The sequence below is a fragment of the Marinihelvus fidelis genome (assembly GCF_008725655.1).
In the GTDB taxonomy this organism is placed as follows: domain Bacteria; phylum Pseudomonadota; class Gammaproteobacteria; order Xanthomonadales; family SZUA-36; genus Marinihelvus; species Marinihelvus fidelis.
On record NZ_VYXP01000002.1, the window covers coordinates 144,652 to 171,411 of the forward strand.

Genomic DNA, 26,760 nt, shown 5'->3' on the forward strand with positions numbered 1-26,760 from the left:
CCACAGATTTCTACCTATTTGTCGACCAGATGCAGTCCAGCGTGTCAAACAGCGATGACGACACAGCTTGAGTTCGCTGGCGGCCATCCGATTTCACCTGCATGATTGTGGGCACGTAGCCGTTGATTGCGGTGACCAGCTTCCCGGATCACGGTCACATGTGCCATGCAAAGGGCGTGCGGTAAAGTTATTTGCGGGTACAAATACGGGTACAAGCACTAAAAAAGGCCTGTATAACACTTCTAAATTCGTAAGTTACTGATATTGAGTGGTGGGCACGACTGGGATCGAACCAGTGACCCCTACCATGTCAAGGTAGTGCTCTACCGCTGAGCTACGCGCCCACTCGATCTGCGGGGCTTGAAGCCCGCAGGGGCCGCGCAGTGTACCCCATGCGCGAATATAATGAAACTGCTTTTGAGCCGCTTTTTCCGAACACGTGGATGCCGTGAAATGACGATGAACCTGGCGCGGGGCCTGGCTGTACTGGCCATCACGACCCTTGCCGTATTGACGAATGGCGCGCGTGCCCATGACGAGGCCACTGACCAGGAAGAAGTGCTGGTCCAGGGGCAGCGCTGGGACGAACTGCAGGTCTATGTGCGCACGCTGTCGGAGGCCGGGCCGACGGACCAGCTGGCGCGGTGGATGACCTACGTCTGCACCTCGGTGATCGGCGTGCTGCCGGAGCACGCGGAGATGATCAGCCGGCGTATCGCGGCATTGACCGAGGCCCTGGACCTGGACCCGGCGCCGAAGCGTTGCGACCCCAAACTGACGATCATTTTCAGCTCGGAAGCGGACGCCACGGCGGCGCAGCTGGCCGACACCTACACGGTGGCGCTGGGCACGGGTGGGCGCGGCAAGCTGGTCGCATTCGCCGACAGCGACGCGCCGGTGCGCTGGGTGAATATCGTCAATGAATGCGGCGAGGGCTGCGGGCTGATGAACTCGCGCATTCGCCAGGCCACTACGCCAGCCTTCAGCCTGATGCTGGTCGTGGTCGACAATACCGCGCTGGCGGGTTTCGATGTGCGCGAGATCGCGGACTACCTGGCCATGGTCGCCCTGACCAGTCCCTCGCAGACACGTCGGCACGCGAAGACCTCGGTGCTGTCGATGTTCGAGCGCGAGCGGCGTCCGGGTGCGATGTTCGGGCTGACCGCCTGGGACCAGGCTTACCTGGACGCGCTGTACGACCTCGAATCCAACCTCAACGAGAAGCAGCAGCGCGAGCGGATCGAGATGGCCATGCGCGACGCGCTGGAGTGATCCCGGCCGCCCCCTGCCCGGTCGCGGGCGCTATAATCTCCGGGCGCGATGACGCCGCCCCGGAACCCGCTTTCGACTGACCCGATGACCGACACTTTCGTCCACCTGCACCTGCACTCCGAATACTCCCTGGTGGACAGCACGTTGCGGCTGAAACCGCTGATCGCGAAGACACGCGAGTCCGGCATGCCGGCCGTGGCGATCACAGACCAGAACAACCTGTTCGCACTGGTGAAGTTCTACCGCCAGGCGGTGGCGGCGGGGCTGAAGCCCATCGTCGGCGCCGATGTACTGCTGCACAACCCGGACGACCCGAAACACCCTTCCCGCCTGGTGCTGCTGGCGCAGGACCGCGGTGGCTACCTGAACCTGTGCCGGCTGCTGAGCCTGGGCTACCTTGAAGGCCAGGAGCACGGCGTGCCCTACCTGACCCGCGAGTGGGTCAGCGCGCATGCCGAGGGGCTGATCGCGCTGTCGGCGGCGCGCGAGGGCGACATCGGCATGGCGCTGCTCGCCAATCACCCCAAGCGTGCGCGCACGCTGGCGGCCGGCTGGGCTCGGGACTTTCCGGACCGTTTCTACATCGAGGTGCAGCGCACCGGCCGCGAGGGCGAGAAACTGTACGAGCCACTGGCGCTGGCGCTGGCGGCGGAGCTGCAGCTACCGGTGGTGGCCACCAACGACGTGCGCTTTATCGACAGCGCCGATTTCGAGGCCCACGAGGCACGCGTCTGCATCCGCGAGGGCCGGCTGCTGGCCGACAAGCGCCGCGAACAGCGCTATTCCGACCAGCAGTACCTGAAGTCGCCCGAAGAGATGCAGGCGCTGTTCAGCGACCTGCCCGAGGCATTGGACAACGCCGTCGAGATCGCCCGGCGCTGTAACCTGGAGCTGACCTTCGGCGAGTACTTCCTGCCCGACTTCCCCACCCCGGAGGGCGAGTCGGTCAACGACTTCCTGCGCCGCGTGTCCGCCGAGGGCCTGGCGGAATTGCTGGACACCTATGGCCCGTCCGAAGGCCGCACCGCCGAGGAATACCTCGAGCGCCTGGAGACCGAGCTCGACGTCATTATCTCGATGGGTTTTCCGGGGTATTTCCTGATCGTCGCCGACTTCATCCGCTGGGCCAAGGACAACGACGTGCCGGTGGGCCCGGGCCGCGGTTCCGGCGCCGGCTCGGTGGTCGCCTGGGCGCTGGGTATCACCGGCCTGGACCCGCTGAAGTACGACCTGCTGTTCGAGCGCTTCCTGAACCCCGAGCGCGTGTCCATGCCCGACTTCGATGTCGACTTCTGCATGGAAAAACGCGACCGCGTCATCGACTACGTGGCGCAGCGCTATGGCCGCGACCAGGTCAGCCAGATCATCACCTACGGCACCATGGCCGCCAAGGCCGTGGTGCGCGATGCCGGCCGTGTGCTGGGGCACGGCTACGGCTTTGTCGACTCCATCGCCAAGCTGGTGCCGCTGGAACTGGGCATCACGCTGAGCAAGGCGCTGGAGGCCGAGCCGGAACTGCGCCGCCGCTACGACGAGGAAGAAGACACCCGCGCAGTGCTGGACCTGGCGCTGTCGCTGGAGGGCCTGACCCGTAACGCCGGCAAGCACGCCGGCGGCGTGGTCATCGCGCCGTCGGCGCTGACGGATTTCTCACCGCTGTTCTGCGAACCGGGCGGCGGCGGCGTGGTAACGCAGTTCGACAAGGACGACGTGGAGTCGGTGGGCCTGGTGAAGTTCGACTTCCTGGGCCTGCGCACACTGACCATCATCGACTGGGCCACGCAGACCATCAACGCCCGCCGCGAGGCCGAGGGCCTGGAGCCGCTCGACCTGGAGGCGCTGCCGCTGGATGACGAGGTCACGTTCCGCCTGCTGCGCGCCTGCCAGACCACCGCCGTCTTCCAGCTGGAATCGCGCGGCATGAAGGAGCTGATCCGCAAGCTGCAGCCCGACAGCTTCGAGGAAATCATCGCCCTGGTGGCGCTGTTCCGCCCCGGTCCGCTGGAGTCGGGCATGGTCGACAGCTACATCAAGCGCAAGCACGGCCAGGAAAAGGTCAGCGTGCCGCACGAAAAGGTCCGCGACATCCTGGTGCCGACCAACGGCGTCATCCTGTACCAGGAGCAGGTGATGCAGATTGCCCAGGAGATGGCCGGATACTCACTGGGCGACGCCGACATCCTGCGCCGCGCCATGGGTAAGAAGAAGCCCGAGGAGATGGCCAAGCAGCGCGAGATCTTCGTCAACGGTTCGGTCGAGCGCGGGATCGAGGAGAAGACCGCCAGCTTCATCTTCGACCAGATGGAGACCTTCGCGGGCTACGGCTTCAACAAGTCGCATTCGGCCGCCTACGCGCTGATCTCCTACCAGACCGGCTGGCTGAAGGCGCACTACCCCGCCGATTTCATGGCCGCGGTGCTGTCGGCGGACATGGACAACACCGACAAGGTCGGCTTCATGATCGACGAGTGCCGGGCCATGAACCTGGGCGTGGTGCCACCGGACATCAACCGCTCGATGTTCCCGTTCACGGTGATCGATGACGCGCGCATCCGCTACGGGCTGGGTGCGCTGAAGGGCCTGGGGCGCTCCGCCATCGAGTCGATCATCGCCGAGCGCGAGGCCAGGGGTCCCTTTACCGACCTGCCGGATTTCTGCGACCGCGTCGACCTGCAGAAGGTCAACCGGCGCGCGCTGGAGACACTGGTGCGCTCCGGGGCCATGGACCCGCTGGACGCGGACGGCAACCGCGCGCGCATGCTTAACGCGCTGGACACGGTGCTGCACGCCGCCGAGCAGTCACAACGCGACCGCGAGGCCGGCCAGTCCGATATGTTCGGCGCCGCCAGTGGAGAGTCGACCGGCATTTCCGTGGATATCCCCGACTGCCCGCCCTGGCCGGAACTGCAGCGCCTGTTTGCCGAGAAAGAGGCCCTGGGCCTGTTCCTAACCGGCCATCCCACGCAGGTGCACCAGCGCGATCTTGAGCGTTTCACGACCTGCCAGCTGGGCAAGGTGGGCAACCTGGTACCGCCCAACGAGGAAGGTCGCCGCGGCCGCGCGGTGGAGATGACCCTGGGCGGCCTTGTAGCGGCGCAACGGCGCACCAACCGCGGCCAGTTTGTCACCATCGAGGACCACGGCGGCCGGGTCGAAGTGGCGCTGTTCGACGACGCCTTTTCGCGCTACGCCGACCTGCTGGGCAAGGACGAGATGGTCGTGGTCGAGGGCCGCGTATCGGCCGATGACTTCAGTGGCGGTTACCGTATGAGCGCCAGCCGGGTGATGTCACTGGCCGAGGCCAAGTCGCGCTTCGCCCGCGGCGTGTCGTTCTCGGTACAGGGCCCGGACGAGGAACTGCCCGGCCTGCTGGCGTCCACCTTCGCGCCCTACCGCGACGGCGCCGGCACCGTGTACGTGGAGTACCGCAACCCGCGCGCGCGGGCCAGCCTGCAACTGGGTGAGGAATGGCGTGTACGGCCGTGCGAGGAACTGGTGGCCGCGCTGGGCGAACTCGACGCCGTGCTCGCGGCGCGGCTGGTTTACTGATCAGGCGCCGGCAGAGCGGTAGCGCCGGTAGAGAATCTTGATCCTGCGAACGTACTCGCGGGTCTCATCATAGGGCGGAATGCCGCCATGGCGCTGCACGGCGCCGGGGCCGGCGTTATACGCGGCCGTGGCCAGGTCGATATCGCCACCAAACTGCTCCAGCATCCGTGAAAGATACTGCGTGCCGCCGGCAATGTTGCCGGCTGGGTCGTAGGGGTCGGCGACGCTGAGTTCAGCCTGCGTGGCCGGCATCAGCTGCATCAGGCCCTGGGCGCCTTTCGGCGACTTGGCGTCTACGCGGTAGGCGGACTCGGCATGGATGATGGCGCGGATCAGCGGCTCCTCGACCGCAAATCGGGTCGCGGCATCGCTGATCTCCTGGCGGAACAGCGAGGTCATCAGCGGCACATTCTCCCAGTTCACCTTGCGACTGCACTTGGGGTCGGACGCGTAGCAGGGGAACCGGAACGTGGCGTAGGCCTGGTCGGTGGGCGGCTTGGTGTTGGTGTAGTGAACGATGCCGTTGGCATCGGTGTACTTGTAAATCTGCGCGCCGGCCGTTGAGGCCAGCAACAGTCCGGCCATCATGGCCAGCATCCTGATTGTCCGCTTCCCTTGCGTCATAGCCGTACCCTCATGGCACCTGGCCCCGATTCTAGATGATTTTATGGGACATCGCCGCCCCCGGGCGGTTCCACCACGCGGATCATGCCCTCCTGCGCCGTGCTGGCCACCAGGCGGCCCTGGCGGTCGTAGATCATGCCGCGGGCCAGACCGCGACTGCCGCCGGCATTGGGACTGTCACAGTCATACAGCAGCCAGTCATCGAGCCGGCACTCGCGGTGAAACCACATGGCATGGTCCAGGCTGGCCATCAGCACATTGCCCTTGAGCAGGCTGATGCCATGCGGCAGCGTCGCCGTGCTCACCAGGTGGAAATCCGAGACGTAGGCCAGCAATGCGCGGTTCAGCACCGGGTCGTCACCGACATCACCGTTGATGCGGAACCAGACGCGCTGGCGCGGTGGCCGGGGCTCCGGGCGGAAGGGGTCGTATATGTCCACCGGGCGGATCTCGTAGGGCCCGAAGCGATTGAACCAGCGATGCAGCTTGCGCGACACCTGTTCCAGGCGCTCCGGCGACAACGCTTCGCCGGGGACAATGTCGTCCGGGCCCGGCACATCCGGCATGTCGAACTGGTGGTCGACGCCGCCCTGCGGCACCTGGAACGATGCCGACAGCGTGAAAATCTGCTGGCCGTGCTGGATGGCCACCACGCGGCGCGCGGAGAAACTGCGGCCATCACGACTGCGGTCGACGCTGTAAACGATGGGCGATTCCGGGTCGCCGGCGCGCAGGAAATAGGCGTGCAACGAATGCGCCAGGCGCCCCGGCTCCACGGTCTCGCTGGCCGCCAGCAGGGCCTGGGCCAGCACCTGGCCGCCGAACACGCGCGGCGTGCCGATATCGCGGCTCTCGCCACGGAACAGGTTGACCTCCAGCGGTTGCGGGCGGATTAGTGCCAGCAATTCCTCGGCGGAGTGCCGCTCGCCGTCTTCATCGGCGCGGTAACAAACGTGCTCACTGTCGGTGTCACTCATCGGGTCCTGGCCTCTTGTCCCTGCCCCCCGACGGGGGCCGTTTCATTTACCATGTCGGCATGCGACGCAGTGTACCCCAGCCATGAGTTTTCTCTGGCACGACTACGAGACCTTCGGCACCGATCCCGCCCACGACCGCCCGGCCCAGTTCGCCGCCATCCGCACCGATGATGAACTACGCGAGATTGGCGAGCCGGTGAACTGGTTCTGCAAGCCACCCATCGATGCCCTGCCCCACCCCGGCGCCAGCCTGGTCACCGGCATCACGCCACAACGGGCCGAACGCGCCGGCATGGTGGAGGCCGAATTCGCCCGCCGCATCCATGCGGAAATGGCCGAGCCCGGCACCTGTGTCGCCGGCTACAACAACCTGCGGTTCGATGACGAGTTCACCCGATTCATGCTGCACCGCAACTTCATCGAGCCGTACGCGCGCGAGTACAAGGACGGCAATTCCCGCTTCGACCTGATTGACGTGGTGCGCATGTGTTACGCGTTGCGCCCGGACGGCATCGAATGGCCCGAACGTGAACCCGGCGTACCCAGCTTCCGCCTGGAGCACCTGTCCGCCGCCAATGCCCTGGTGCATGATGCGCCCCACGATGCACTGGAGGATGTCCGCGGCACCATCGCGCTGGCCGCCCTGGTGCGCCGCGCCCAGCCGCGCCTGTGGGACTGGGCGCTGCGCCTGCGTGACAAGGCGTTCTGCGCGCGCATGCTGAAGGCTGACCCGCCCTCGCCGCTGTTGCTAACCCAGTCAATGATCCCGGCCAGTCGCGGCTGCACCACGCTGGTCCTGCCGCTGGCGGATGTGCCCGAGCGACCCCAGCAGGTGGTGGTCTACGACCTGTCCGTCGATCCGGAACCGCTGCTCACCCTGCCCGCGGATGAACTGTCACGGCGAGTGTTCAGCTCTGCTGCCGACCTTGGCGACGACGAACCACGAATCCCCCTGATGACGGTGGCCTGCAACCGCCTGCCGATGGTCTCCCCGGTCGCTATGCTGGGCTCGTTCGACGAGGATCGAATCGGCATGGACAGCGCAGACGCCCTGGCCAATGCCCGGCGCATCATGCCGCACCTGGCGGAAATTCGCTCAAAGATGCGTGACGTCTTCTCACCCCCACCGCCGGCGCCGCCCGGTGACCCGGACGCGTCGCTGTACACCGGCGGGTTCTTCTCCGGCGCCGACCGCGCGCGAATGGCGGAGATATCGCGAACTCCCGCCGCGGAACTGGGTACGCGGGAATGGCGCTTTGACGACCGGCGCCTGCCGGAAATGTTGTTCCGCTTCCGCGCGAGAAACTTCCCGGAGACACTGAATGCGGAAGAAACCGCCCGCTGGCTGGACGATTGCCGACGACGCCTGACGTCTCCGCCCAGCCCGAAAATGTCAGGATTTGAAACGTTTAGCGTTGAACTCGCCCGGGCCCGTGACGAGGTCGGCGACGACCCGGCCAGGCAGCGCCTGTTGGATGAACTCGATCAATGGGTTGACAAGTTGTCCTCGACCCTGGGCGCTGACAAACATTCAACGACTTAGCGCGGCTTTCTCCAAGTCAGTCGAACTGTTTATGCACAAGTCCATGATTGTCGGTATGACAAAGTGGTGACACTGCATTGAGCCCGGCCAGGCCGGCCGGCCGCTCGTAAGTGACTGATTTTTTAAATCAAAACGCGTTGGTCAATTTTTGAACAAAATGGACACCAACCCGCCCCCGTTCAGGCGCGGACGCCTTGCCCACAGGGTTATCCACAGAATATGTGGATAACGTAAAAAATGCCCTTCTCAGGCGACATTTAGGGCCAGTTGCGGGCTCACCATGGCCTGCTCCGTACCGGCCCGTCCACGCCGTCCACGGGCATTCGTGATGCGTTCCAGCGTCCGCCGTGCGCTGGGCGAGACAAACTCAACGTGGGTGCCATCAGTGAACTGCAGCATCCAGATACGGTTCGGGCTGCCCTCATGGCCCGGCGCGGCGATGATTCCGGAGATGGTCTTGCCGACCAGGTCATTGCGGTCTTTCATGTTGCGTTCCTCGGGTTGCTTCGAGGCTATTGGACAACACCCCCTTCTCAAAACCTGAGAGACGCATTCCTCGGCTTCAGAAACCGCAATTTTCTGACATCCAAACAGGGTATTTGCCCGACGCGCCGGGATGCCGGCCAGCGCTAACCTGCCCTCAACCGGGTCATCCGGACCCGGCACTGACGTATCACCTGGGGGTGGATCATGAAGTTCCTGCTTAAACTCTTGCCCGGCCTGTTGCTGGCCACGCATTGCCTGGCCGGCCAGCCGGTCAACATCAACACGGCGAACGCCGAGGAGCTGGCCACGTCACTGGACGGCGTCGGGCCGTCCAAGGCCGAGCGCATCGTCGAGTACAGGAAAGCCAACGGCGATTTCAAACACGCCGACGAGCTGGTCAAGGTCAAGGGCATTGGCCTGAGCACCGTGGACAAGAACCGCGACTACATCCTGACCGCGGCGCCGAAGCCGAAGAAGCCGGCGTCGGGTTAGACCCGAGGGGGCACTACAGGGAGCGCGCCGGGCGCTGTGGATCAGCGCCCCGGCGTGAAGGACTGGCGGCTGCCGAAGGCATGCGCCAGCGTGGTCTGGTCGATGTATTCCAGTTCGCCGCCCAGCGGTACGCCGTGGGCGATGCGAGACACACTGATCCCACGTGCTTCCGCCATCTTGTGCAGGTAATAGGCCGTGGCCTCGCCCTCCACCGTTGGGTTGGTTGCAACGATCAGTTCCTGCGGTGGTTCCGTGTCCAGCCGCTCCTCGAGCATGTCGAGGCCGAGTTCCTCGGGGCCGATGCCGTCCAGGGGGGATAACCGTCCCAAAAGGACAAAATAGCGGCCGCGAAACGCGGTCGCCTGCTCGATCGCCAGGACATCGACCGGCGACTCGACGATGCACAGCAGGCCATCATCGCGGCGGGTATCGGAACAGATTGAGCAGAGTTCGCGCTCGGTGAGGTCGCGACAGCGCGTGCAGCGACCGATGCGCTCCATGGCCTCGGCCATGACCCGGGACAGGTTCCGGCCGCCTTCCCGGTCCCGTTCGAGCAGGTGCAAGGCCATGCGCTGGGCCGACTTCGGGCCGACGCCAGGCAGGCAACGCAGCGCGTCGACCAGGGATCCGAGCAGGTTGTCTTGCATCAACGGCGGGTCAGAACGGCATCTTGAACCCGGGCGGCAGGTTGAGCCCACCGGCCACATCGGCCATCTGCTCCTTCTGTGCCGCCTCGATGCGGTTGACGGCATCGTTGGCCGCCGCGGTCACCAGGTCTTCCAGCATTTCGACATCGTCGGCCATGCTGGGATCGATGCGCACGCCAAGCACCGCGTGCTTGCCGTTCATGCGCACCTCGACCATGCCGCCGCCGGCCTGGCCGGTGACTTCCAGCTTAGCCAGTTCTTCCTGGGCACGCTGCATTTCCTGCTGCATTTTCTGGGCCTGCTGCAACAGCCCGGCGATATTGCCTTTCACGATTTCAGTCCCTCGCCCTGCCTACTGCAGGGGTTGAATGGTGTCTTCAACAATGGTGGCGCCGAAGCGCGCCTTCAATGCCTGGACGGTCGGATCATCGGCAATGGCCTTCTCGGCTTCGCTGCGACGCCGAATGGTCGCCTGCTCATCCACGGCCGCAGGGGTCAGCACGGCGCCGGTGCTGGTTTCCAGTGACAGGTCCACTTCGTGGCCCAGCTGGCTGGACATCGCCGACTGCAACTGGCCAACCAGGGAGCCTGTGCCCAGGTGCTCGACAGTATCCGGAATCAGGAAACGCCACGCCGCCCCATTGCGTGAATCGAGCTGGATATTACGCGCCAGTTCACGGACCGCGCCGCGCAGTTCCAGCCGCTCAAACAGGCGGTGCCACTCACGCGCTTCCGGGTCCTGCCGGGGTTCATTCTTCGCCGTGGTCACGGGAGATGGCTCTTCGGCGACGGTAGCGGCTTTTGCGGCGGGCCTGGGCTGCGCCTCCACCGGTGCGGCCGGGCGTGGTTCCGCCACACCACCGGGCGCGCCCTGACGGGTGGCTGCCGGCGGCGCGGAACCACCTGACCTGGCCACATCGTCGACATCGACGGGGCGAAACGCCAGCATGCGCAGCAGGGCCATCTCCAGCCCGGTACGCGCATCGGGCGCGGCGTCAATATCACGCGCGCCCTCAATGGCCACCTGGTAAAACAACTGCACGTCTTCCGGAGACAGCCGGGGTGCCAGCGCGGCAATCGAATCCCAGTCCGCACGATCAGGATCACGGTACTTGGGGACCAACTGAACCAGCCCGATACGGTGCAGGGCCTCGGCCAGGTGGTTCAAAACCGACTTAAGGTCTCGGGACTGGGTCGAAAGTTCCGCGACCACATCCAGCAACGCAGCGGCATCGGCATCGGCCAGCGCGCCGATGATCCGGGCCACGTGGTCGTGATCGACACTGCCCATCATCAGGGCAACGTCATCGTCACGCACCGCGCCACCACCATGGGCAATGGCCTGGTCCAGCAGGCTCAGGGCGTCGCGCATGCTGCCGGCCGCCGCGCGGGCAATACGGTCAATCGCGGCCGCCTCGAACTCGATATCCTCGGTCTCCAGGATATGGGTCAACTGGCCGCTGATCTGCTCCGGCAACAGGTGCCGCAGGTTGAACTTCAGGCAGCGCGACAGCACCGTCACCGGGATCTTCTGCGGGTCGGTGGTGGCGAGGATGAACTTCACATGCGGCGGCGGTTCTTCCAGCGTCTTCAACAGCGCGTTGAAGCTGGCGCCAGAGAGCATGTGCACCTCGTCGATCAGGTAGACCTTGAAGCGGCCACTGACCGGCATGAAGTGCGCCGAATCATTCAGCTCGCGCATGTTGTCGACACCGGTATGCGACGCGGCGTCGATTTCCAGCAGGTCCTGGAAGCGGCCCTCGTCGATGGCGACACAGGCGCTGCATTCGCCGCAGGGTGACGATGTCATGCCCTGCTCGCAGTTCAGGCACTTGGCGAAGATGCGCGCGATGGTGGTCTTGCCGACACCGCGGGTGCCGGTGAACAGGAAGCCGTGGTGAACCCGGTCATTGTCCAGGCCGTTGACCAGCGCCTGCACGACCGAGGCCTGCCCAACCAGTTGATCGAAGGATTTCGGCCGCCACTTGCGGGCCAGGACCTGGTAACTCATCGAATGTTGTTTGCCACGACTGCCGGAAGAGAAAGGTGAACCACTATAGCAGATGGTGGAGGCAACCCCTGCCCGCCAATCCCCGGCGCCCGACTAACGCTGTTGCCGCTGCTCCCTTCCGGGCCTGACGGGGTTCACAACGCGTCGCCGCGGGGCGACCGACAGGGGTCACCATGGATACCATCGCGTCGCCTGGCGGCGCGACGGGCGGGCATTGTGCCGCAACGCTACCGGGGGTTCAAGCGGCCATTGGCGCGGGCCATGGACTCGGCAAAGGCCGGCTCGTCTCCACCGGCGACGGCTCCGGCCAGCCGGTCAAGGGCGTCACGGAAGGCGGCGACGACTTCCGGCGTTTTCTCATTGCCTTGCTGGATCTCGTAATACAGGTGCGGGTTCTCCGACACCACCTGCGCGGCGACCTTCAGCTGGGCGTTGAACGTGCTGGACGAAATGTTCTCCAGCATCGGCACCGCCTCGCCACTGTCGGCCAGCGCACTGGCGAAGGCGATATTGACGATATGCGACAGGCCGAGCACCCAGGCCATCACCTCGTCGTGCTCTTCCAGGCTCAGTTCCACGCAGTCGGCCGCGGTATGCGCGAACAGCGCCAGCGCGTCGCCGACGGCCTCATCGTGCCCGACGTTCACGAACAAGATATGCCGGCCGGAAAGTCCAACCTCGTTTGGGCCAAACATCGGGTGCACCGAACAGACCCGGCAGCCGGCGCTGCGCACGGCTTCCAGCCCCGGTCGCATCGGGCTTTTCAGCGAGCCAATATCGAACACCAGGCCGGGTGGCTTCAACTCGGCAATACGGGCCAGGATGGCATTACTGGGGCGCAGCGGTGCGGCCACCACCACCACGTCGAACCGGTCAACGCAGCTTTCCCAGTCATCGATATTGGTGAACGGCGTATCGCCGGCGGCCGGGTCGGAAATCTCCACCAGGTAGCCGACAGTGTCCAGGTAACGGGCGATCCAGTGACCCATGCGGCCACCACCACCAATGACCAGCGCATGCCGGCCCTGGCCGTGGTCGGACTGCACCCACTGGTCATGTTCCTGCTTGCCCAGCGAGTAGTGAATCAGCGTTTCCAGGATCTCGCGGGCCACGTCGCCCGACAGACCCAGCGATTCCGCCCGCGCCATGCCGCGCTCGATGACCTCGCGCTCGCGCTCATAGTGACGCAGCGGCGTGCCGGTGTTCTGCTTCAACTCGCCAATGGCGGACACCACGCCCTGGCGTTCTGCCACAAGGTTGACGATATGGGTGTCGATCTCGTCGAGCCGCTGGCGCAGCTCCTGCAGTCGTTCCGGTATTTCCCTGGGTTCTTCGGCCATCAATCTTTCCAGCAGTACGGCGGTGTTCGCGAAACCGGAAACTTAAGCGGCACGGGCCCCGGATGCAACCGCCAGGAGCCGCCTGGCGACCGCGCCCGGGCCAACATGACGTGATCTGAAAAAAACCGCTAAAATGTGATTGACACCCCCCGGGGGTGCCAGTAACATACCGCGCCTTGCTGGGGCCATAGCTCAGCTGGGAGAGCGCTACAATGGCATTGTAGAGGTCGGCGGTTCGATCCCGCCTGGCTCCACCAGTGTCCCCATCGTCTAGAGGCCTAGGACACCGCCCTTTCACGGCGGCAACCGGGGTTCGAATCCCCGTGGGGACGCCACTATTCCAGCAAGAAGGCCGCTCAGAAATGAGCGGCCTTTTTTTATGCCCGCTGAACGGGCAGGAACACCCGGGTCAGGCCGGCGCCGCTACACGGGCGGTCTTTTCCGCCGTCGGAATGGCGCTGTCAACGGCCGTCATCGTGTCAAATCGGTGCCCCTGGCCCAGCAGGTAGCCCAGCCACTTCTCCAGCGCGACGTTTTCGCGCCAGGCCCGCTGCACCAGCGGCAGCACCGGGTACCAGGGGTGGGCGGTGCGATTGAAGCCCTGCACGGAATCGAAGGCCGTGACCTCGGCGATTCGGGCATCGTGATACACGCGGATGTGCGCGTCCGGGGCCAGGCGCTGACGGCGCTCATCGCCAAAAAGATAGGTCAGGCGAACGAAGTGGGTGTACGGATGCCGTTCCAGCAACTCCAGGCGCAGCTCCGGCGAGCCATCGACGCGCGACGCGAAGGTATCGTGATGCGCGACGGCCTCGGGCATCAACAGCTGCAACTGGCGATAGATCTCCTCCTGCGCACGCTGCAGGTTTTTCAGTCTCGGGCGTCGCAGGACGCCATGGCTGTCGCGGAATGAAACCATGGGACGAGAATATCACGCGGCCAAATCTTGACGGTAGGCGACCCTGCCGTGGCAGAATGTAAGACCGTGACCCACATTTCCCGTGGGCACCGCCCCTTGATCCCGTCAGAACATCTCCCGCTGCATGCCCAACTGCAGCAGCACCCGGCTGGCAATTTCCTCGATCGACGCGTGCGTGGTTTCGAACGTGGTGATGCCTTCCATGCGTAACAGGTTGGCGGCCGCGTCGACTTCCATGCGGCACTGGCGCGGTGACGCATAGCGGCTGTCAGGCTTACGGGTCTGGCGGATCTGCGACAGCCGTTCCGGGTCGATGCTGAGCCCCACAAGCTTGTGCCGGTAGCGACGCAAAAACGATGGCAGGCGCATCTCGTCCAGGTCTTCCGGCGTCAGCGGGTAGTTGGCCGCACGCACGCCAAAGTGCAGTGCCATGTACAGGCAGGTGGGCGTCTTGCCACACCGTGATACGCCCACCAGCACCAGGTCGGCATCGCGGAAATCCACGCTGACACCGTCATCGTGATTCATCGCGTAGTTTGTGGCCTCCATGCGATGCTCGTAGCGGTCAAGGTTGGCGACACCGTGTGCACGGCCGACGGTAGGCTCGTGGGCCACACCCAGCGCCTGCTCCATCGGCGACAGGAACGTGGCGAACAGGTCCAGCATGACGCCCTCGCTGGCATTGATGACCGAGCACAGTGACTCATCGACGATGGTGTTGAAGACGATGGCCGGCGCGCCATCGCGCTGGCTGGCCTGGTTGATGGCCTTGACCGCGGCGCCGCATTTCTCCAGGTCATCGACAAACGGCATGCGCACCTGGTCGAACTCGACACCGGGAAACTGGGTGATCAGGCTGTGGCCGAGGGTTTCCGCGGTGATAGCGGTACCATCGGAGATGAAGAACACGGTTCGCTTCATATCGGTAATTGATGTCGGTTTTGACAACGTTATCACACCTGCACGGCCTCACTGTGACAGTTAGAATGCCGTTTCCTCAGGATCGGAATGGTGGCGCAGCGTGACCCAAAACTACATCGCCTGGTTGCACGAAACCCGCATGCAGGACCTGCCGCAAGTGGGCGGCAAGAACGCTTCACTGGGCGAAATGCTCACGCAGCTTTCCGAGCTCGGCATCGAGGTGCCGGGCGGCTTCGCCACCACCTCGGCGGCCTTCCAGGAATTCATCGCTCAGTCCGGGCTGGACCAGCGCATCGCCGGCGCCCTTGAAGGACTCGACACCGACGACATCGAGGCGCTCACCCGCACCGGCCGCCAGATTCGCGACTGGGTCATGGAAACACCCTTCCCGCCCGCCATCGAAGATGCGATCCGGGTATCCTGGGACGCCCTGGTCGAGCGTACCGGCGTCGAGCCCGAAGTCGCCGTGCGTTCCTCCGCCACCGCCGAGGACCTGCCGGACGCCTCGTTCGCCGGCCAACAGGAAACCTTCCTGAATGTGCGTGGACTGGACGAGGTGCTGGAGAAGATCCGCGCCGTGTTCGCCTCGCTCTACAACGACCGCGCCATCGCCTACCGCGTCCACCAGGGCTTCGAGCACGCCGATGTCAGCCTGTCAGCCGGCATCCAGTCGATGGTGCGCTCCGATCTCGCCGCCAGCGGCGTGATGTTTACCATCGATACCGAGTCCGGCTTCTCTGATGCAGTGTTCATCACATCGGCCTGGGGACTGGGTGAAATGGTGGTCCAGGGCGCTGTGAACCCGGACGAGTTCTATGTCTTCAAGCCCTCGCTGCGCGCCGGCAAGCCCGCCATTCTGCGCCGCAACCTGGGCAGCAAGGCGCAGCGCATGACCTTCGACGGAGATGGCGCCGGTGTGCGCGTCGAGTCGGTCGAGGCTGCCGACCAGGCCCGCTTCTCCATCACCGATGAAGACGTCGAGGCCCTGGCAAGAATGGCCCTGACCATCGAGGAACACTACGGCCGGCCGATGGACATCGAGTGGGCGAAAGATGGCCGCAACGGCCGCCTGTACATCGTCCAGGCCCGTCCGGAAACCGTTCGCAGCCGCGCCGCGGCCACCCAGCTGGAGCGCTTCCGGCTGGAAGGCGAAGGCCCGCTACTGTGCGAAGGCCGCAGCATCGGCCAGAAGATCGGTGCCGGCGTGGCCCGCGTGGTCGATTCCATTGACACCATGAACGAGGTGCGCGAAGGCGACGTGCTGGTCACCGACATGACCGACCCCGACTGGGAGCCGGTGATGAAGCGCGCCGCGGCAATCGTCACCAACCGTGGCGGCCGCACCTGCCACGCGGCCATCATCGCCCGTGAGCTGGGTATCCCGGCCGTGGTCGGCTGCCGCGATGCCACCGACCGCATCCGCGACGGCCAGGCCGTCACCGTGTCCTGCGCCGAGGGCGATACCGGCTTTGTCTATGATGGTGAACTGGATTTCAAGGTGCAGAACGACGACCTGGAAGACCTGCCGGGAGCACCGGTCAAGGTGATGATGAACGTCGCCAACCCGGACCGCGCCTTCGATTTCGCCGCCATCCCGAACCACGGGGTCGGCCTGGCGCGGCTGGAGTTCATCATCAACCGCATGATCGGCGTGCACCCACGCGCGCTGCTGGACTACGACGACCAGGACCGTGAGACCCGCGCCGAGATCGACCGCCGCATGGCCGGCTACGCCGACCCGGTCAGCTTCTACGTCGACCGCCTGGTCGAAGGCATCGCCACCATCGCCGCCTCTTTCGCACCGAACCCGGTGATCGTGCGCTTGTCCGACTTCAAGTCAAACGAGTACGCCAACCTGGTGGGTGGCCCGCGCTACGAACCGGACGAGGAGAACCCGATGCTGGGCTTCCGCGGCGCCTCGCGCTACGTCGCCCCGCACTTCCGCGACTGTTTTGAGCTTGAGTGCCGCGCGCTGAAATACGTGCGCGAGCAAATGGGCCTGGATAATGTCTGGGCCATGGTGCCGTTCGTGCGCACCCTGGACGAAGGCCGCGCGGTACTCGAAACCATGGCTGACTTTGGCCTGGTCCGCGGCGAAAACGGCCTGAAAGTCATCATGATGTGCGAACTGCCGTCCAACGCCCTGCTCGCCGACGAGTTCCTGGAACACTTCGACGGCTTCTCCATCGGCTCCAACGACCTGACCCAGCTGACCCTGGGCCTGGACCGCGATTCGGCCGAGATCGCCGACAAATTCGACGAGCGCGACCCGGCCGTGCGCAAGATGCTTGCCATGGCCATCAGCGCCTGCCGCGCGAAGGGCAAGTACGTTGGCATCTGCGGCCAGGGCCCCTCCGATCACCCCGACCTGGCCCAGTGGCTGGTCGAACAGGGCATCGAGAGCATCTCGCTGAATCCGGATACGGTGTTGGATACGTGGCTGAAGTTGGCTAAGGCCTCGGCTAGCTGAACCTGGTGAGTAGTGAGTGGTGAGTAGTGAGTAGGGAAAACCTCCTTCGAAGGAGCCCTTTACTACTCACTACTCACTACTCACCACTCACTACTCACTACTCACCACTCACTACTCACGACTCACCCGCAAACCCACCCATAAACTGGCGGTAATGTCGCAGTTCCGTGACTGACTCGCGGATATCGGAAAGCGCGGTGTGGCGGTTTTCCTTCACCAGTGATTCGAGAATCGACGGATTCCAGCGGCGGGCCAGTTCCTTCAGCGTCGATACGTCCAGGTTGCGGTAGTGGAACCAGGCTTCGAGTTCCGGCATCAGGCGGTGCAGGAAACGACGGTCCTGGCAGATGCTGTTGCCGCACATGGGCGACGCACCCTTGACGGTCCATTCGGACAGGAATGTCAGCGTTTCGCGCTCGGCCGCGGCGGCGTCGTGCGTGCTGTCCAGGGCACGCTGCCACAGGCCGGACTGGCCATGGTGACGGGTGTTCCATTCGTCCATGGCCTGCAGTGCCTGGAGCGGATGGCGGATAGCGATCTCCGGCCCAACCGCCAGTTCGTTCAGCTGGCTGTCGGTGACGATGGTGGCGATTTCCAGGATGGTATCGCTGCCGGTATCCAGGCCGGTCATTTCGAGGTCAATCCAGATCAGGTTGTCGGCGCTGGCGCTGTCTTTGCCCATGGTCGGTCCGTTGATGAAAGGATTGGCTAGAATACGTGGATGAACCCGCACAGTGCCACCCATCGATGAACCCGGCCGACGAAGCCCTGGTCCGTGTCGCCTATGGTTCGCACGGCCTGGTCGAAACCCTGGCCGGCGAACACCGGGACTGCCGCTTCCGCCGCAATGTCGGGCGACCGTGCTGTGGCGACCACGTACTGGTCAGGGCTGACGGTGGTGACGCCTGGGTCGTCGACGAGATCCTCGCTCGCCGCAACGAGTTCATGAAGGCCGACGCGCGCGGGCGACCGCAGGTGGTCGCGGCCAACCTCGACCGCGTGCTGGTGGTCGTGGCACCGCGCCCCATGCCGTCGCGCGACCTGCTCGACCGCTACCTGGTCGCGGTGCACAGCCTGGGCATCGAACCGGTCATTGTGCTGAACAAGGCCGAACTGATGGCCGACACGGACATCGACACGGACCACGCGCTGGCGGCCATCGACGACTACATCCGCCTGGGCTACACGGTGGTGCGCACCTCCTGCAAACAGTCGCCGGGCGTGACGCCGCTGGCGGAACTGGTGCAGGCGGGCACCAGCATCCTTGTAGGCCAGTCTGGCGTCGGCAAATCCTCCCTGGCGCACCAGCTACTGCCCGACATCGACATCCAGACCGGCGCGCTGTCGACCACCACCGGCAAGGGCACCCACACCACCACCACGACCATTCTCTACACCCTTCCCGGCGGCGGCCGGCTGATCGACTCGCCGGGTGTGTGGGAGTACGGGCTGTGGACCCTGGACGATGCTGATATCGCCGCTGGCTACCCGGAATTCCGGCCCTGGCTGGGCGAGTGCCGGTTCAACAACTGTCGCCACGCCAGCGAGCCCGGCTGCGCCATCAAGGCCGCCGTCGCGAACGGCGAGATCACTGCGAGGCGCTATGCCGCCTACACCCGGCTGCTGGAGCAGAACGGCGGCCAGTGAGTGGCTGGCAGTGTGCTATTCTTGAATCGCGTTTCTGCATGGAGCTAAGAAATGATCCGGACGTTCGTGGCTACACTCTTGATTTGCGCGCCGCTGGCGCTGAGCGCCGATGTGCTGATCCTGGACGAAGTCCGCCAGGTCGAGTCCATGGCACTGCCCATCAACGGCCTGAGCAAGGCCGATGTCGAGGCGAAATTCGGCACCCCCCGCGAAAAGCACAACGCGGTCGGCAACCCGCCCATCACGCGCTGGGACTATGAAAGCTACAGCGTGTATTTTGAGTACGACCTGGTGTTGTACACCGTGTTACGCCCGGGTGAAGTGATCAACAGCGCCTGATTCCCCGCCGCGGCGGAAACTCCCCGCGGCCCGCCATCTGCGGTATCCTGTGCGCCCTTTCTGACCGGCTCAACGGTGCCGTTTGACCTTGTCCAGCGAACTCCCCATTTCCGATGACACGCCCGGCGTGACGGCTTCGCCTGCCGAGGCCGGCCAGCCCCTGCGCGAGATTACCCGCGACGGCGTGCATTACACCCTGCTGGGCACCGCGCACGTGTCCCGCGCCAGCGTCGAGGCCGTCCAGGCCATGTCCCGCGACGGCGACTACGACGCCATCGCCGTCGAGCTATGCCCGGCGCGGCTGGAGGCGCTGGAGGGCCGCCACGGCTGGCGCGACCTGGACCTGTACCGGATCATCCGCGACGGCAAGGCGGGCCTGGTGATGGCCAACCTGGCGCTGTCCGGATACCAGCGGCGCATCGCCGAGCAGTTCGGCATCGAACCGGGCGCTGAACTGAAGGCCGCGGCCGAAGCCGCGCGCAAGCAGGACATCGAACTTCAGCTGATCGACCGCGATCTCGCCACCACCCTGAAGCGCACCTACCGCCGGGTGCCGTGGTACAAGCGCCTGTACCTGACCGCCGGCCTGGTGCTGAGCAGCTTTTCCAACGAGGACATCGACGAGGACTCGATCGAGAAGCTCAAGGAAGGCGACATCCTTGAGTCGACATTTACGGAGTTCGCCGAACAATCGCCGGAAATCTACGAGGCCCTGATCGCCGAACGCGACCGTTTCATGGCCGCGCGCCTGCGGGCAGACAATGCCGGCGCCGAGGGCCGCCGCGTGCTCGCCGTGGTCGGCGCGGGCCACCTGGACGGCCTGGCCCGGGCGCTGGAAGGCAGCGACGTGGACCCGGCAGCCGAGGTTGCGACGCTGTCGACACAGCCGCCGAAAGCCCGCTGGCCCAGGTTCATCCCCTGGGTGATCCTGGCCCTGGTCGCCACCGGCTTCTACCTGGGATTCCGCCAGAGCCCGGCGCTGTTCTGGGAGCTGGTCGTGCTGTGGGTGGCCATCAACGGCGGCCTGGCGGCGCTGGGCGCGGCACTGGCCAAGGGCCACCCGCTGACCATCCTCAGCGGCCTGGTGGCCGCGCCGCTGACCTCGCTCAACCCGATGGTCGCCGCCGGCATGGTCACCGGCCTGGTGCAGTCCTGGGTGCGCAAGCCCACTGGCGCCGACCTGGAGCGTCTGCGCGACGACGCCACCACGCTGAAAGGCTGGTACGCCAACCCCGCGACCCGTATCCTGCTGGTGTTCTTCCTGTCCAACCTGGGTTCCGCCATTGGCACCTGGGTGGCGGGTTTCCGGATTTTCGAGAAAGTGACCGGCGCGTGATGAAGATCGGCCCCTACCTACTCGACAACGCCCTGGCGCTGGCCCCGATGGCCGGCGTCACCGACCTGCCGTTCCGCAAACTCTGCCGCGAGCTGGGTGCGGGCTACGTGGTCGGCGAGATGGTTTCGGCCAACCCGGCCCTGCGTGGCACGCGTAAATCCATGCTGCGCTCGCGCCACGACGACGAGCCGGCGCCGATCGCCGTGCAGATCGCCGGCAGTGACCCGGACTGGATCGCGGACGCGGCCCGCTATAACGTCGACCTTGGCGCCCAGGTCATCGATATCAACATGGGCTGCCCGGCGAAGAAGGTCTGCAACAAGCTGGCCGGCTCCGCGCTGCTCGAGAACGAGTCGCTGGTGGCCGACATCCTCACGGCCGTGGTCGCTGCCGTGGACGTGCCGGTGACGCTGAAGATCCGCACCGGCCCGGACCCGGACCGCCGCAACGGCGTGGCCGTGGCGCGCATTGCCGAGGACAGCGGCATCGCCGCGCTGGCCGTGCATGGCCGTACCCGCGCGGACCGTTTCAACGGCCACGCCGAGTACGACACCATTGCCGCCATCTGCGCGGCCACGCGCCTGCCCGTATGGGCCAACGGCGACATCAACACGCCCGCCGAAGCGCGGCTGGTGCTGAAAGCCACCGGGGCCGACGGCCTGATGCTGGGCCGCGGCGCGCAGGGCAACCCTTGGCTGTTTCGCGAGATCGGGCATTACCTGGCCACCGGCCAGGAACTGGCGCCGCCCACCGATGCCGAGGTGCACGCGGTGCTGACGCGACACCTGCGCGGCCTGCACGCCTTCTACGGCGAGCTGCCGGGCGTGCGCGTGGCCCGCAAGCACATCGGCTGGTACCTGAAGGGCCGGCCCGGCGGCGACCACCTGCGCAGGCAACTGATGAAGGTGGAGAGCGCCGACGCACAGCTGGCGCTCATCGACGCCCATTTCCAGGCGCGGCTGGACGAAGCCGCCTGACACCACGCAACCGGACAGGACATGCCGATAAAAACACTGAAAAGCATCCCTACCCTTCTCATTTTCCTGCTACTGACCGTTGCCGCCAGCCCTGTCGCCGCGGCCACGGACGACCCCGCGCTCTACGGCCGCTGGCTTTCCATTACACCGCCCCTGCTGGCCATCGTCTTCGCACTGGTGTTCAAGCGCGTGATCCCCGCGCTGTTCCTGGGGTTGTGGCTGGGCGCCTGGCTGGTCCATGACGGCTCGCCGGTGGGACTCTGGTCCGGCCTGCTGGATACCTTCGAGGTGTACGTGAAGACCGCGCTGGCCGACAGCGACCACGCCGCGGTGATCCTGTTCTCGCTGATGATCGGCGGCATGGTCGGCATCATTTCCCGCAACGGTGGCATGCAGGGCATCGTCAACCACATCGTGCGCTGGGCGGACAGCGCCCGGCATTCTTGCATGACCGCCGCGACCATGGGCCTGGCCATCTTCTTCGATGATTACGCCAATACGCTGGTGGTGGGCAACGCCATGCGCCCGGTCACGGATGCCATGCGCGTGTCGCGGGAGAAACTCGCCTACATCGTCGATTCCACCGCCGCGCCGATTGCCTGTATCGCGCTGATCACCACCTGGGTGGGTTACGAGGTGGGCCTGATCGACAGCGCCATCGGCTCGATACCGGGCCTGGATGGCCAGGGCTATTTCGTTTACCTGGCGACCATTCCGTACAGCTTCTACCCCATTCTCAGCCTGGCCTTCGTGTTCATGGTGGCGTGGAGCGGCCGTGATTTCGGCCCCATGCTGAAGGCGGAGCGCGCCGCCCGTGCCGGAGAAATCCACGAAGGCGGCCCAACGCGCAAGCACGACACCGACGGCCAGTCGATCCTGCCGGTCAAGGACAAGCCGCAGCGGGCCATCAATGCGTTGTTGCCCATCGGTGTGCTGATCGTCGCGGTCATGGTTGGTCTGTACGTGACCGGCAGCCGCGCCGTCGAAGGGCCCGATGCGGGCCTGCGCGACATCATCGGCTCGGCCGATGCCTACCGGGCGCTGATGTGGGCCTCGCTGCTGGGTGTGCTGACGGCGGCGGCGCTGTCGATGTCCCAGCGCATCCTCGACCTGGAGCAGATTGTCGATGCCTGGTACCGCGGCCTGCGCGCCATGCTCAAGGCCATCATCATCCTGATCCTGGCCTGGTCGCTGGGCCAGGTGACCGATGTGCTGGGCACGGCCAGCTTCCTGGTCTCCGTACTGGGTGACACCCTGCCCGCGTGGATTATCCCGACGCTGGTGTTCCTGATTGCCGCCGGCACCGGCTTCGGCACCGGCTCCAGCTGGGGCGCCATGGCCATCCTGATCCCGCTGACCATCCCGCTGACCTGGGCGGTGATGCAGAGCCAGGGCATGGCGGGGCCCGAGCATATGCATATTCTCTATTCGGCCATTGCCTCGGTGCTGGCCGGCAGTGTCTGGGGCGACCATTGTTCGCCGATATCGGACACCACGATCCTGTCGTCACTATCCAGCGGCTGTGACCATGTCGAACACGTGCGCACACAGCTGCCCTACGCGATGCTCGTGGGTGCCGTATCGATCCTGGCTGGCAGCCTGCCGGTTGCGCTGGGCATGCCCTGGTGGGCCGGCCTGGGCCTGGGCCTGGTGCTGCTGGCCGCGATCCTCCGGCTACTGGGCCGCGACCCGGACGCCTGAGCGCGCTTGCGAGGGCCCACCGGCTGCTATAGAGTCCGCGCCTCGCCGAAGATCACCCGCTCATGACCACACCACTGCAAGACGCACGCTTCGATGCCGGCGCCGGCGCCTCGACGACATGGGCCGGTCCGCATGGCAGCGCCCTGGCGCTGGCGTTACTGCGGGCCGCCGCCGGGCACGACGGGCCGGTACTGGTGGTCACCCGCAGCAGTCACCGCGCCCAGTACCTGCACCGCGACCTGCGACTGCTGGGCGACGGCAGCGTCACCGTGCGCCATTTTCCGGACCGCGAGACCCTGCCCTTTGACCCGTTCTCGGCTCACCCGGAAATCGTTTCCGAGCGGCTGGCGACGCTGACCGAGATCGCCGCGGCAAAACAGGGCCTGTTGCTGGTGCCGGCTGCCACCCTGCTGGAGCGCCTGCCGCCCCGGACGCACGTGCTCGGCAACAGCCTGGACCTGCGTCGCGGCCAGAAGCTGGCCATCGAGGCCTTCCGCGAGCAGATGCTGAACGCCGGCTACAGCGCCGCCGACCAGGTCTACCAGACCGGCCAGTTCGCCGTGCGCGGCTCCGTGCTCGACCTGTTTCCGACCGGCCTGGACGCGCCAATCCGCATCGACCTGTTCGACGACGAGATCGACAGCATCCGCACCTTCGACCCGGAATCCCAGCGCTCCAGCGGCGAGATGGACGCGCTGCGCATGCTGCCCGCACGCGAGTATCCGGCCGACGCCGACGCACTGGAATCGTTCCGGCGCGCCTTCCGCAACCGTTTCGCCGTGGACATGACCGGTGTGCCGCTGTACCGCGACCTGAAATCCGGCGTGCACCCGCAGGGCCTGGAGCAGTACCTGCCGCTGTTCTTTGACGGTACCGAGACGCTGTTCGACTACCTGCCATCGGCGCCCCTGGTGGTGGAGGACGCCGGCGCCCGGGACGCGATGCTGGCCTTCGCCAGCCAGACCCGGGAGCGCCATGAACAGCGACGCCACGATGTCGAGCGCCCGGTGCTCCGTCCCGAAGAACTGTTCCTGGAGCCAACGGATGTCATGGCGCGCCTGGATGAGCGGCCACGGGTCCGGCTGGCGGCCGAGGACACCGAGGGCCCGGCGGTGCGCTTTGCCACGACAGCGGCGCCGGCGTTGCCCATTCACGAACGCGGCAAGGACGCCAGCGCCGAGCTATCCGGCTTCATCGAGCGCTTTCCCGGCCGGGTGATGTTCGCCGCCGATACCGCCGGCCGGCGCGAGGCCATGGCCGAAACGCTGGCCACCTTTAGCGTCCGCCCCACCCGCTTCGACGACTGGCCGGCCTTCAGCGCCGCCGACGACCGCCTGGGCATCGCGGTGCTGCCGCTGGAAGAGGGCTTTATCGCCGGTGACGACCTGGCGGTACTGACCGAAACGCAGCTGTTCACGGGCCGCGCCCGCCGCACCGGCGACGAGCGCCGCAGCGACCGCGACCCAGAGGCCATCATCCGCGACCTCAATGACCTGGAGGAAGGCGCCCCGGTCGTGCACGAGGAGCATGGTGTGGGTCGCTACCTGGGCCTGCAGACCCTGGCCATCGACGACCGCCCGGCCGAGTTCCTGGCCATTGGTTACGCCAACGACGACAAGCTGTACGTGCCGGTGACCTCGCTGCACCTGGTCAGCCGCTACACCGGCGCTTCGCAGGACAGCGCGCCGATGCACAAGCTGGGCGGCGAACAGTGGAGCCGCGCGCGCCGCAAGGCCGCGGAAAAGGTCCGCGACGTGGCCGCCGAACTGCTCGACCTGTACGCCCGCCGCCAGGCCCGCGAAGGTTTCGCCTTCCCGCTCGACGAGCGCATGTACCAGGAGTTCGCCGCCACCTTCCCGTACGAGGAGACGCCGGACCAGTTGCGCGCCATCGACGCCATCCGCGACGACATGCGCTCGCCACGGCCGATGGACCGCGTGGTCTGCGGCGACGTCGGCTTCGGCAAGACCGAGGTCGCGCTACGCGCCGCGTTCATCGCCGTGCAGGGCGGCAAGCAGGTGGCCGTACTGGCGCCGACCACCCTTCTGGCGCAGCAGCACTACGCCACCTTCGCAGACCGGCTGGCCGACTGGCCGGTAAAAATCGAGGCCCTGTCCCGGTTCCGCACCGCAAAACAGTCTGACGCCGTGCTCGAGCGACTGTCCCAGGGCAAGGTCGACATCGTCGTCGGCACCCACCGGCTGATCCAGCGCGACGTGAAGTTCGACAACCTGGGCCTGGTCATCGTCGACGAGGAGCAGCGCTTTGGCGTGCGCCAGAAGGAGCGCCTGAAGGAAATGCGCGCCGAGGTCGACCTGCTGACATTGACCGCCACGCCCATTCCGCGCACGCTGAACATGGCGCTGGCGGGCATCCGCGACCTGTCCATCATCGCCACGCCGCCGGCCCGCCGCATCGCCGTCAAGACCATGATCGTGGAATGGGACAAGGCACTGCTGCGCGAGGCCCTGCAGCGCGAAATCCAGCGCGGCGGCCAGGTGTTCTTCCTGCACAACGAGGTACGCAATATCGAGCGCATCGCCCGCGAGGTCGGTGAACTGGTGCCGGAAGCGCGCGTGCGGGTGGCCCATGGGCAGATGCGCGAGCTGGAACTGGAACAGGTGATGCTGGACTTCCACCGCCAGCGCTTCCACGTGCTGGTGTGCACCACGATTATCGAAAACGGCATCGACATCCCCAGCGCCAACACCATCATCATCAACCGTGCTGATCGTTTTGGGCTGTCGCAACTGCACCAGCTGCGCGGTCGTGTCGGCCGCTCGCACCACCTGGCCTACGCCTACCTGGTAACGCCGGACCCGCGCGCGCTGACGGCCGACGCGCGCAAGCGCCTGGACGCCATCGCCTCGCTGGAGGAACTGGGCGCGGGTTTCACGCTGGCCACCCATGACATGGAGATTCGCGGCGCCGGCGAACTGCTGGGCGAGGACCAGAGCGGCCAGATCCAGCAGGTGGGCTTCAGCCTGTACAGCGAACTGCTGGAACGTGCCGTCGACGCCCTGCGCGAGGGCCGCGAGCCGGACCTGGAGTCGGCACGTTCCGACGGCGCCGACGTGGAACTGCACGTTGCCGCGCTGATCCCGGAGGACTACCTGGGCGACGTGCATGCCCGCCTGACGCTGTACAAGCGCATCGCCAGCGCCGCCGACGATGCCGAGCTGAGGGAGCTGCAGGTGGAGATGATCGACCGCTTTGGATTGCTGCCGCAGCCGGTTAAAAACCTGTTCGCCATTGCCACCATGAAGCTCAAGGCGCGCAGCGCCGGGGTCGTACGACTGGATTTTGGTCCCCGCGGCGGTCGCATCGAGTTCGCCGAGGACGCCGGCGTGGATGTCGACGCGCTGCTTAAGCTGGTGCGGGAGCAGCCCGGCCAGTTCCGCCTGGGCGGCCCGGAACGGCTGCTGATCACCAGCGAGATCGAGGATGGCGCCAAGCGGGTCGAACGGGCCACGGAATTACTCGGGCTGTTATCAGGGAAGGACTGAGCG

The 26,760-nt window shown here is 65.7% G+C and carries 21 protein-coding genes, 3 tRNA genes and 1 other RNA gene; 13 read left to right on the plus strand and 12 right to left on the minus strand.

Annotation, left to right across the window (positions count from 1 at the left end; all coding sequences use genetic code 11):
* Nucleotides 1-269 precede the first annotated feature (269 nt).
* Nucleotides 270-344: transfer RNA gene (locus F3N42_RS02070), tRNA-Val, on the minus strand.
* Nucleotides 345-453: 109 nt separating this feature from the next.
* On the opposite strand from F3N42_RS02070, the gene F3N42_RS02075 reads away from it, so the two are divergent.
* The gene (locus tag F3N42_RS02075; RefSeq protein WP_191621183.1) at nt 454-1,272 is read left to right on the plus strand and encodes a hypothetical protein; all 819 of its coding nucleotides are present in this window, start codon (nt 454-456) and stop codon (nt 1,270-1,272) included.
* An 84-nt stretch (nt 1,273-1,356) separates the two neighbouring features.
* Complete coding sequence (gene dnaE / locus F3N42_RS02080) at nt 1,357-4,821, plus strand: DNA polymerase III subunit alpha (protein ID WP_150862732.1); 3,465 nt, start codon at nt 1,357-1,359, stop codon at nt 4,819-4,821.
* On the opposite strand, the gene F3N42_RS02085 is transcribed toward dnaE, so the two are convergent.
* The gene (locus F3N42_RS02085) at nt 4,822-5,418 is read right to left on the minus strand and encodes a lytic transglycosylase domain-containing protein (protein WP_224784634.1); all 597 of its coding nucleotides are present in this window, start codon (nt 5,416-5,418) and stop codon (nt 4,822-4,824) included.
* Between the two features lie 68 nt (nt 5,419-5,486).
* Nucleotides 5,487-6,422 carry an acyl-CoA thioesterase II gene (gene tesB, locus F3N42_RS02090; protein WP_150862734.1) on the minus strand — a complete coding sequence of 312 codons (936 nt, stop codon included), beginning with the start codon at nt 6,420-6,422 and terminating at the stop codon, nt 5,487-5,489.
* Between the two features lie 82 nt (nt 6,423-6,504).
* On the opposite strand from tesB, the gene sbcB reads away from it, so the two are divergent.
* Entirely contained in the window at nt 6,505-7,965 is a 1,461-nt protein-coding gene (gene sbcB, locus F3N42_RS02095) for an exodeoxyribonuclease I (RefSeq protein WP_150862735.1), read from the plus strand.
* A 246-nt stretch (nt 7,966-8,211) separates the two neighbouring features.
* On the opposite strand, the gene F3N42_RS02100 is transcribed toward sbcB, so the two are convergent.
* Nucleotides 8,212-8,451, minus strand: a complete 240-nt coding sequence (locus F3N42_RS02100) for a hypothetical protein (protein ID WP_150862736.1) — start codon at nt 8,449-8,451, stop codon at nt 8,212-8,214.
* A 204-nt stretch (nt 8,452-8,655) separates the two neighbouring features.
* Between F3N42_RS02100 and F3N42_RS02105 the strand changes: the two genes are divergently transcribed.
* Nucleotides 8,656-8,943, plus strand: a complete 288-nt coding sequence (locus tag F3N42_RS02105; protein WP_150862737.1) for a ComEA family DNA-binding protein — start codon at nt 8,656-8,658, stop codon at nt 8,941-8,943.
* A gap of 41 nt (nt 8,944-8,984) precedes the next feature.
* Here F3N42_RS02105 and recR read toward each other — a convergent pair whose 3' ends face one another.
* The 5 genes from recR to F3N42_RS02130 all read right to left on the minus strand — a co-directional run bounded on the left by recR (nt 8,985) and on the right by F3N42_RS02130 (nt 12,941).
* Complete coding sequence (gene recR, locus F3N42_RS02110; RefSeq protein WP_150862738.1) at nt 8,985-9,590, minus strand: recombination mediator RecR; 606 nt, start codon at nt 9,588-9,590, stop codon at nt 8,985-8,987.
* A gap of 10 nt (nt 9,591-9,600) precedes the next feature.
* Entirely contained in the window at nt 9,601-9,924 is a 324-nt protein-coding gene (locus F3N42_RS02115) for a YbaB/EbfC family nucleoid-associated protein (RefSeq protein WP_150862739.1), read from the minus strand.
* 18 nt (nt 9,925-9,942) lie between these two features.
* Nucleotides 9,943-11,601, minus strand: coding sequence for a DNA polymerase III subunit gamma/tau (gene dnaX / locus F3N42_RS02120; protein ID WP_150862740.1), 1,659 nt, complete (start codon nt 11,599-11,601; stop codon nt 9,943-9,945).
* 66 nt (nt 11,602-11,667) lie between these two features.
* Nucleotides 11,668-11,765: signal recognition particle sRNA small type (gene ffs / locus F3N42_RS02125), an RNA gene on the minus strand.
* Between the two features lie 63 nt (nt 11,766-11,828).
* Nucleotides 11,829-12,941 (minus strand): bifunctional chorismate mutase/prephenate dehydrogenase, encoded by a 1,113-nt coding sequence (locus F3N42_RS02130; RefSeq protein WP_150862741.1) that lies wholly within the window; start codon nt 12,939-12,941, stop codon nt 11,829-11,831.
* A gap of 181 nt (nt 12,942-13,122) precedes the next feature.
* On the opposite strand from F3N42_RS02130, the gene F3N42_RS02135 reads away from it, so the two are divergent.
* Together F3N42_RS02135 and F3N42_RS02140 are read left to right on the plus strand one after the other, a co-directional pair.
* Nucleotides 13,123-13,198, plus strand: a tRNA-Ala gene (locus F3N42_RS02135).
* A 2-nt stretch (nt 13,199-13,200) separates the two neighbouring features.
* Nucleotides 13,201-13,276 (plus strand) — tRNA-Glu (locus tag F3N42_RS02140).
* 74 nt (nt 13,277-13,350) lie between these two features.
* On the opposite strand, the gene F3N42_RS02145 is transcribed toward F3N42_RS02140, so the two are convergent.
* The gene (locus tag F3N42_RS02145) at nt 13,351-13,860 is read right to left on the minus strand and encodes a DUF1249 domain-containing protein (protein ID WP_150862742.1); all 510 of its coding nucleotides are present in this window, start codon (nt 13,858-13,860) and stop codon (nt 13,351-13,353) included.
* 105 nt (nt 13,861-13,965) lie between these two features.
* A complete protein-coding gene (gene ppsR, locus F3N42_RS02150; RefSeq protein WP_150862743.1) occupies nt 13,966-14,781 on the minus strand; it encodes a posphoenolpyruvate synthetase regulatory kinase/phosphorylase PpsR in 816 nt (271 codons plus the stop codon).
* 100 nt (nt 14,782-14,881) lie between these two features.
* Here ppsR and ppsA point away from each other — a divergent pair, with 100 nt between their 5' ends.
* Complete coding sequence (gene ppsA / locus F3N42_RS02155; protein ID WP_150862744.1) at nt 14,882-17,251, plus strand: phosphoenolpyruvate synthase; 2,370 nt, start codon at nt 14,882-14,884, stop codon at nt 17,249-17,251.
* 115 nt (nt 17,252-17,366) lie between these two features.
* Here the strand turns inward: ppsA and orn are convergent, their stop codons facing one another.
* A complete protein-coding gene (gene orn, locus F3N42_RS02160) occupies nt 17,367-17,933 on the minus strand; it encodes an oligoribonuclease (protein ID WP_150862745.1) in 567 nt (188 codons plus the stop codon).
* Nucleotides 17,934-17,968: 35 nt separating this feature from the next.
* Here orn and rsgA point away from each other — a divergent pair, with 35 nt between their 5' ends.
* The 6 genes from rsgA (at nt 17,969) to mfd (ending at nt 26,757) form a co-directional block, all read left to right on the plus strand.
* Nucleotides 17,969-18,898, plus strand: coding sequence for a ribosome small subunit-dependent GTPase A (gene rsgA, locus F3N42_RS02165; protein ID WP_150862746.1), 930 nt, complete (start codon nt 17,969-17,971; stop codon nt 18,896-18,898).
* 51 nt (nt 18,899-18,949) lie between these two features.
* Nucleotides 18,950-19,237, plus strand: coding sequence for a hypothetical protein (locus F3N42_RS02170; protein ID WP_191621185.1), 288 nt, complete (start codon nt 18,950-18,952; stop codon nt 19,235-19,237).
* An 88-nt stretch (nt 19,238-19,325) separates the two neighbouring features.
* Nucleotides 19,326-20,573: a TraB/GumN family protein gene (locus F3N42_RS02175; RefSeq protein ID WP_224784635.1), complete on the plus strand. Its 1,248-nt coding sequence runs from the start codon at nt 19,326-19,328 to the stop codon at nt 20,571-20,573.
* Nucleotides 20,573-21,550 carry a tRNA dihydrouridine synthase DusB gene (gene dusB, locus F3N42_RS02180; RefSeq protein ID WP_150863139.1) on the plus strand — a complete coding sequence of 326 codons (978 nt, stop codon included), beginning with the start codon at nt 20,573-20,575 and terminating at the stop codon, nt 21,548-21,550. Before F3N42_RS02175 ends, dusB begins: the two co-directional genes overlap by 1 nt.
* Nucleotides 21,551-21,571: 21 nt before the next feature.
* Nucleotides 21,572-23,251: a Na+/H+ antiporter NhaC family protein gene (locus tag F3N42_RS02185; RefSeq protein ID WP_150862748.1), complete on the plus strand. Its 1,680-nt coding sequence runs from the start codon at nt 21,572-21,574 to the stop codon at nt 23,249-23,251.
* A gap of 62 nt (nt 23,252-23,313) precedes the next feature.
* A complete protein-coding gene (mfd, locus tag F3N42_RS02190; protein ID WP_150862749.1) occupies nt 23,314-26,757 on the plus strand; it encodes a transcription-repair coupling factor in 3,444 nt (1,147 codons plus the stop codon).
* Nucleotides 26,758-26,760: the final 3 nt, after the last annotated feature.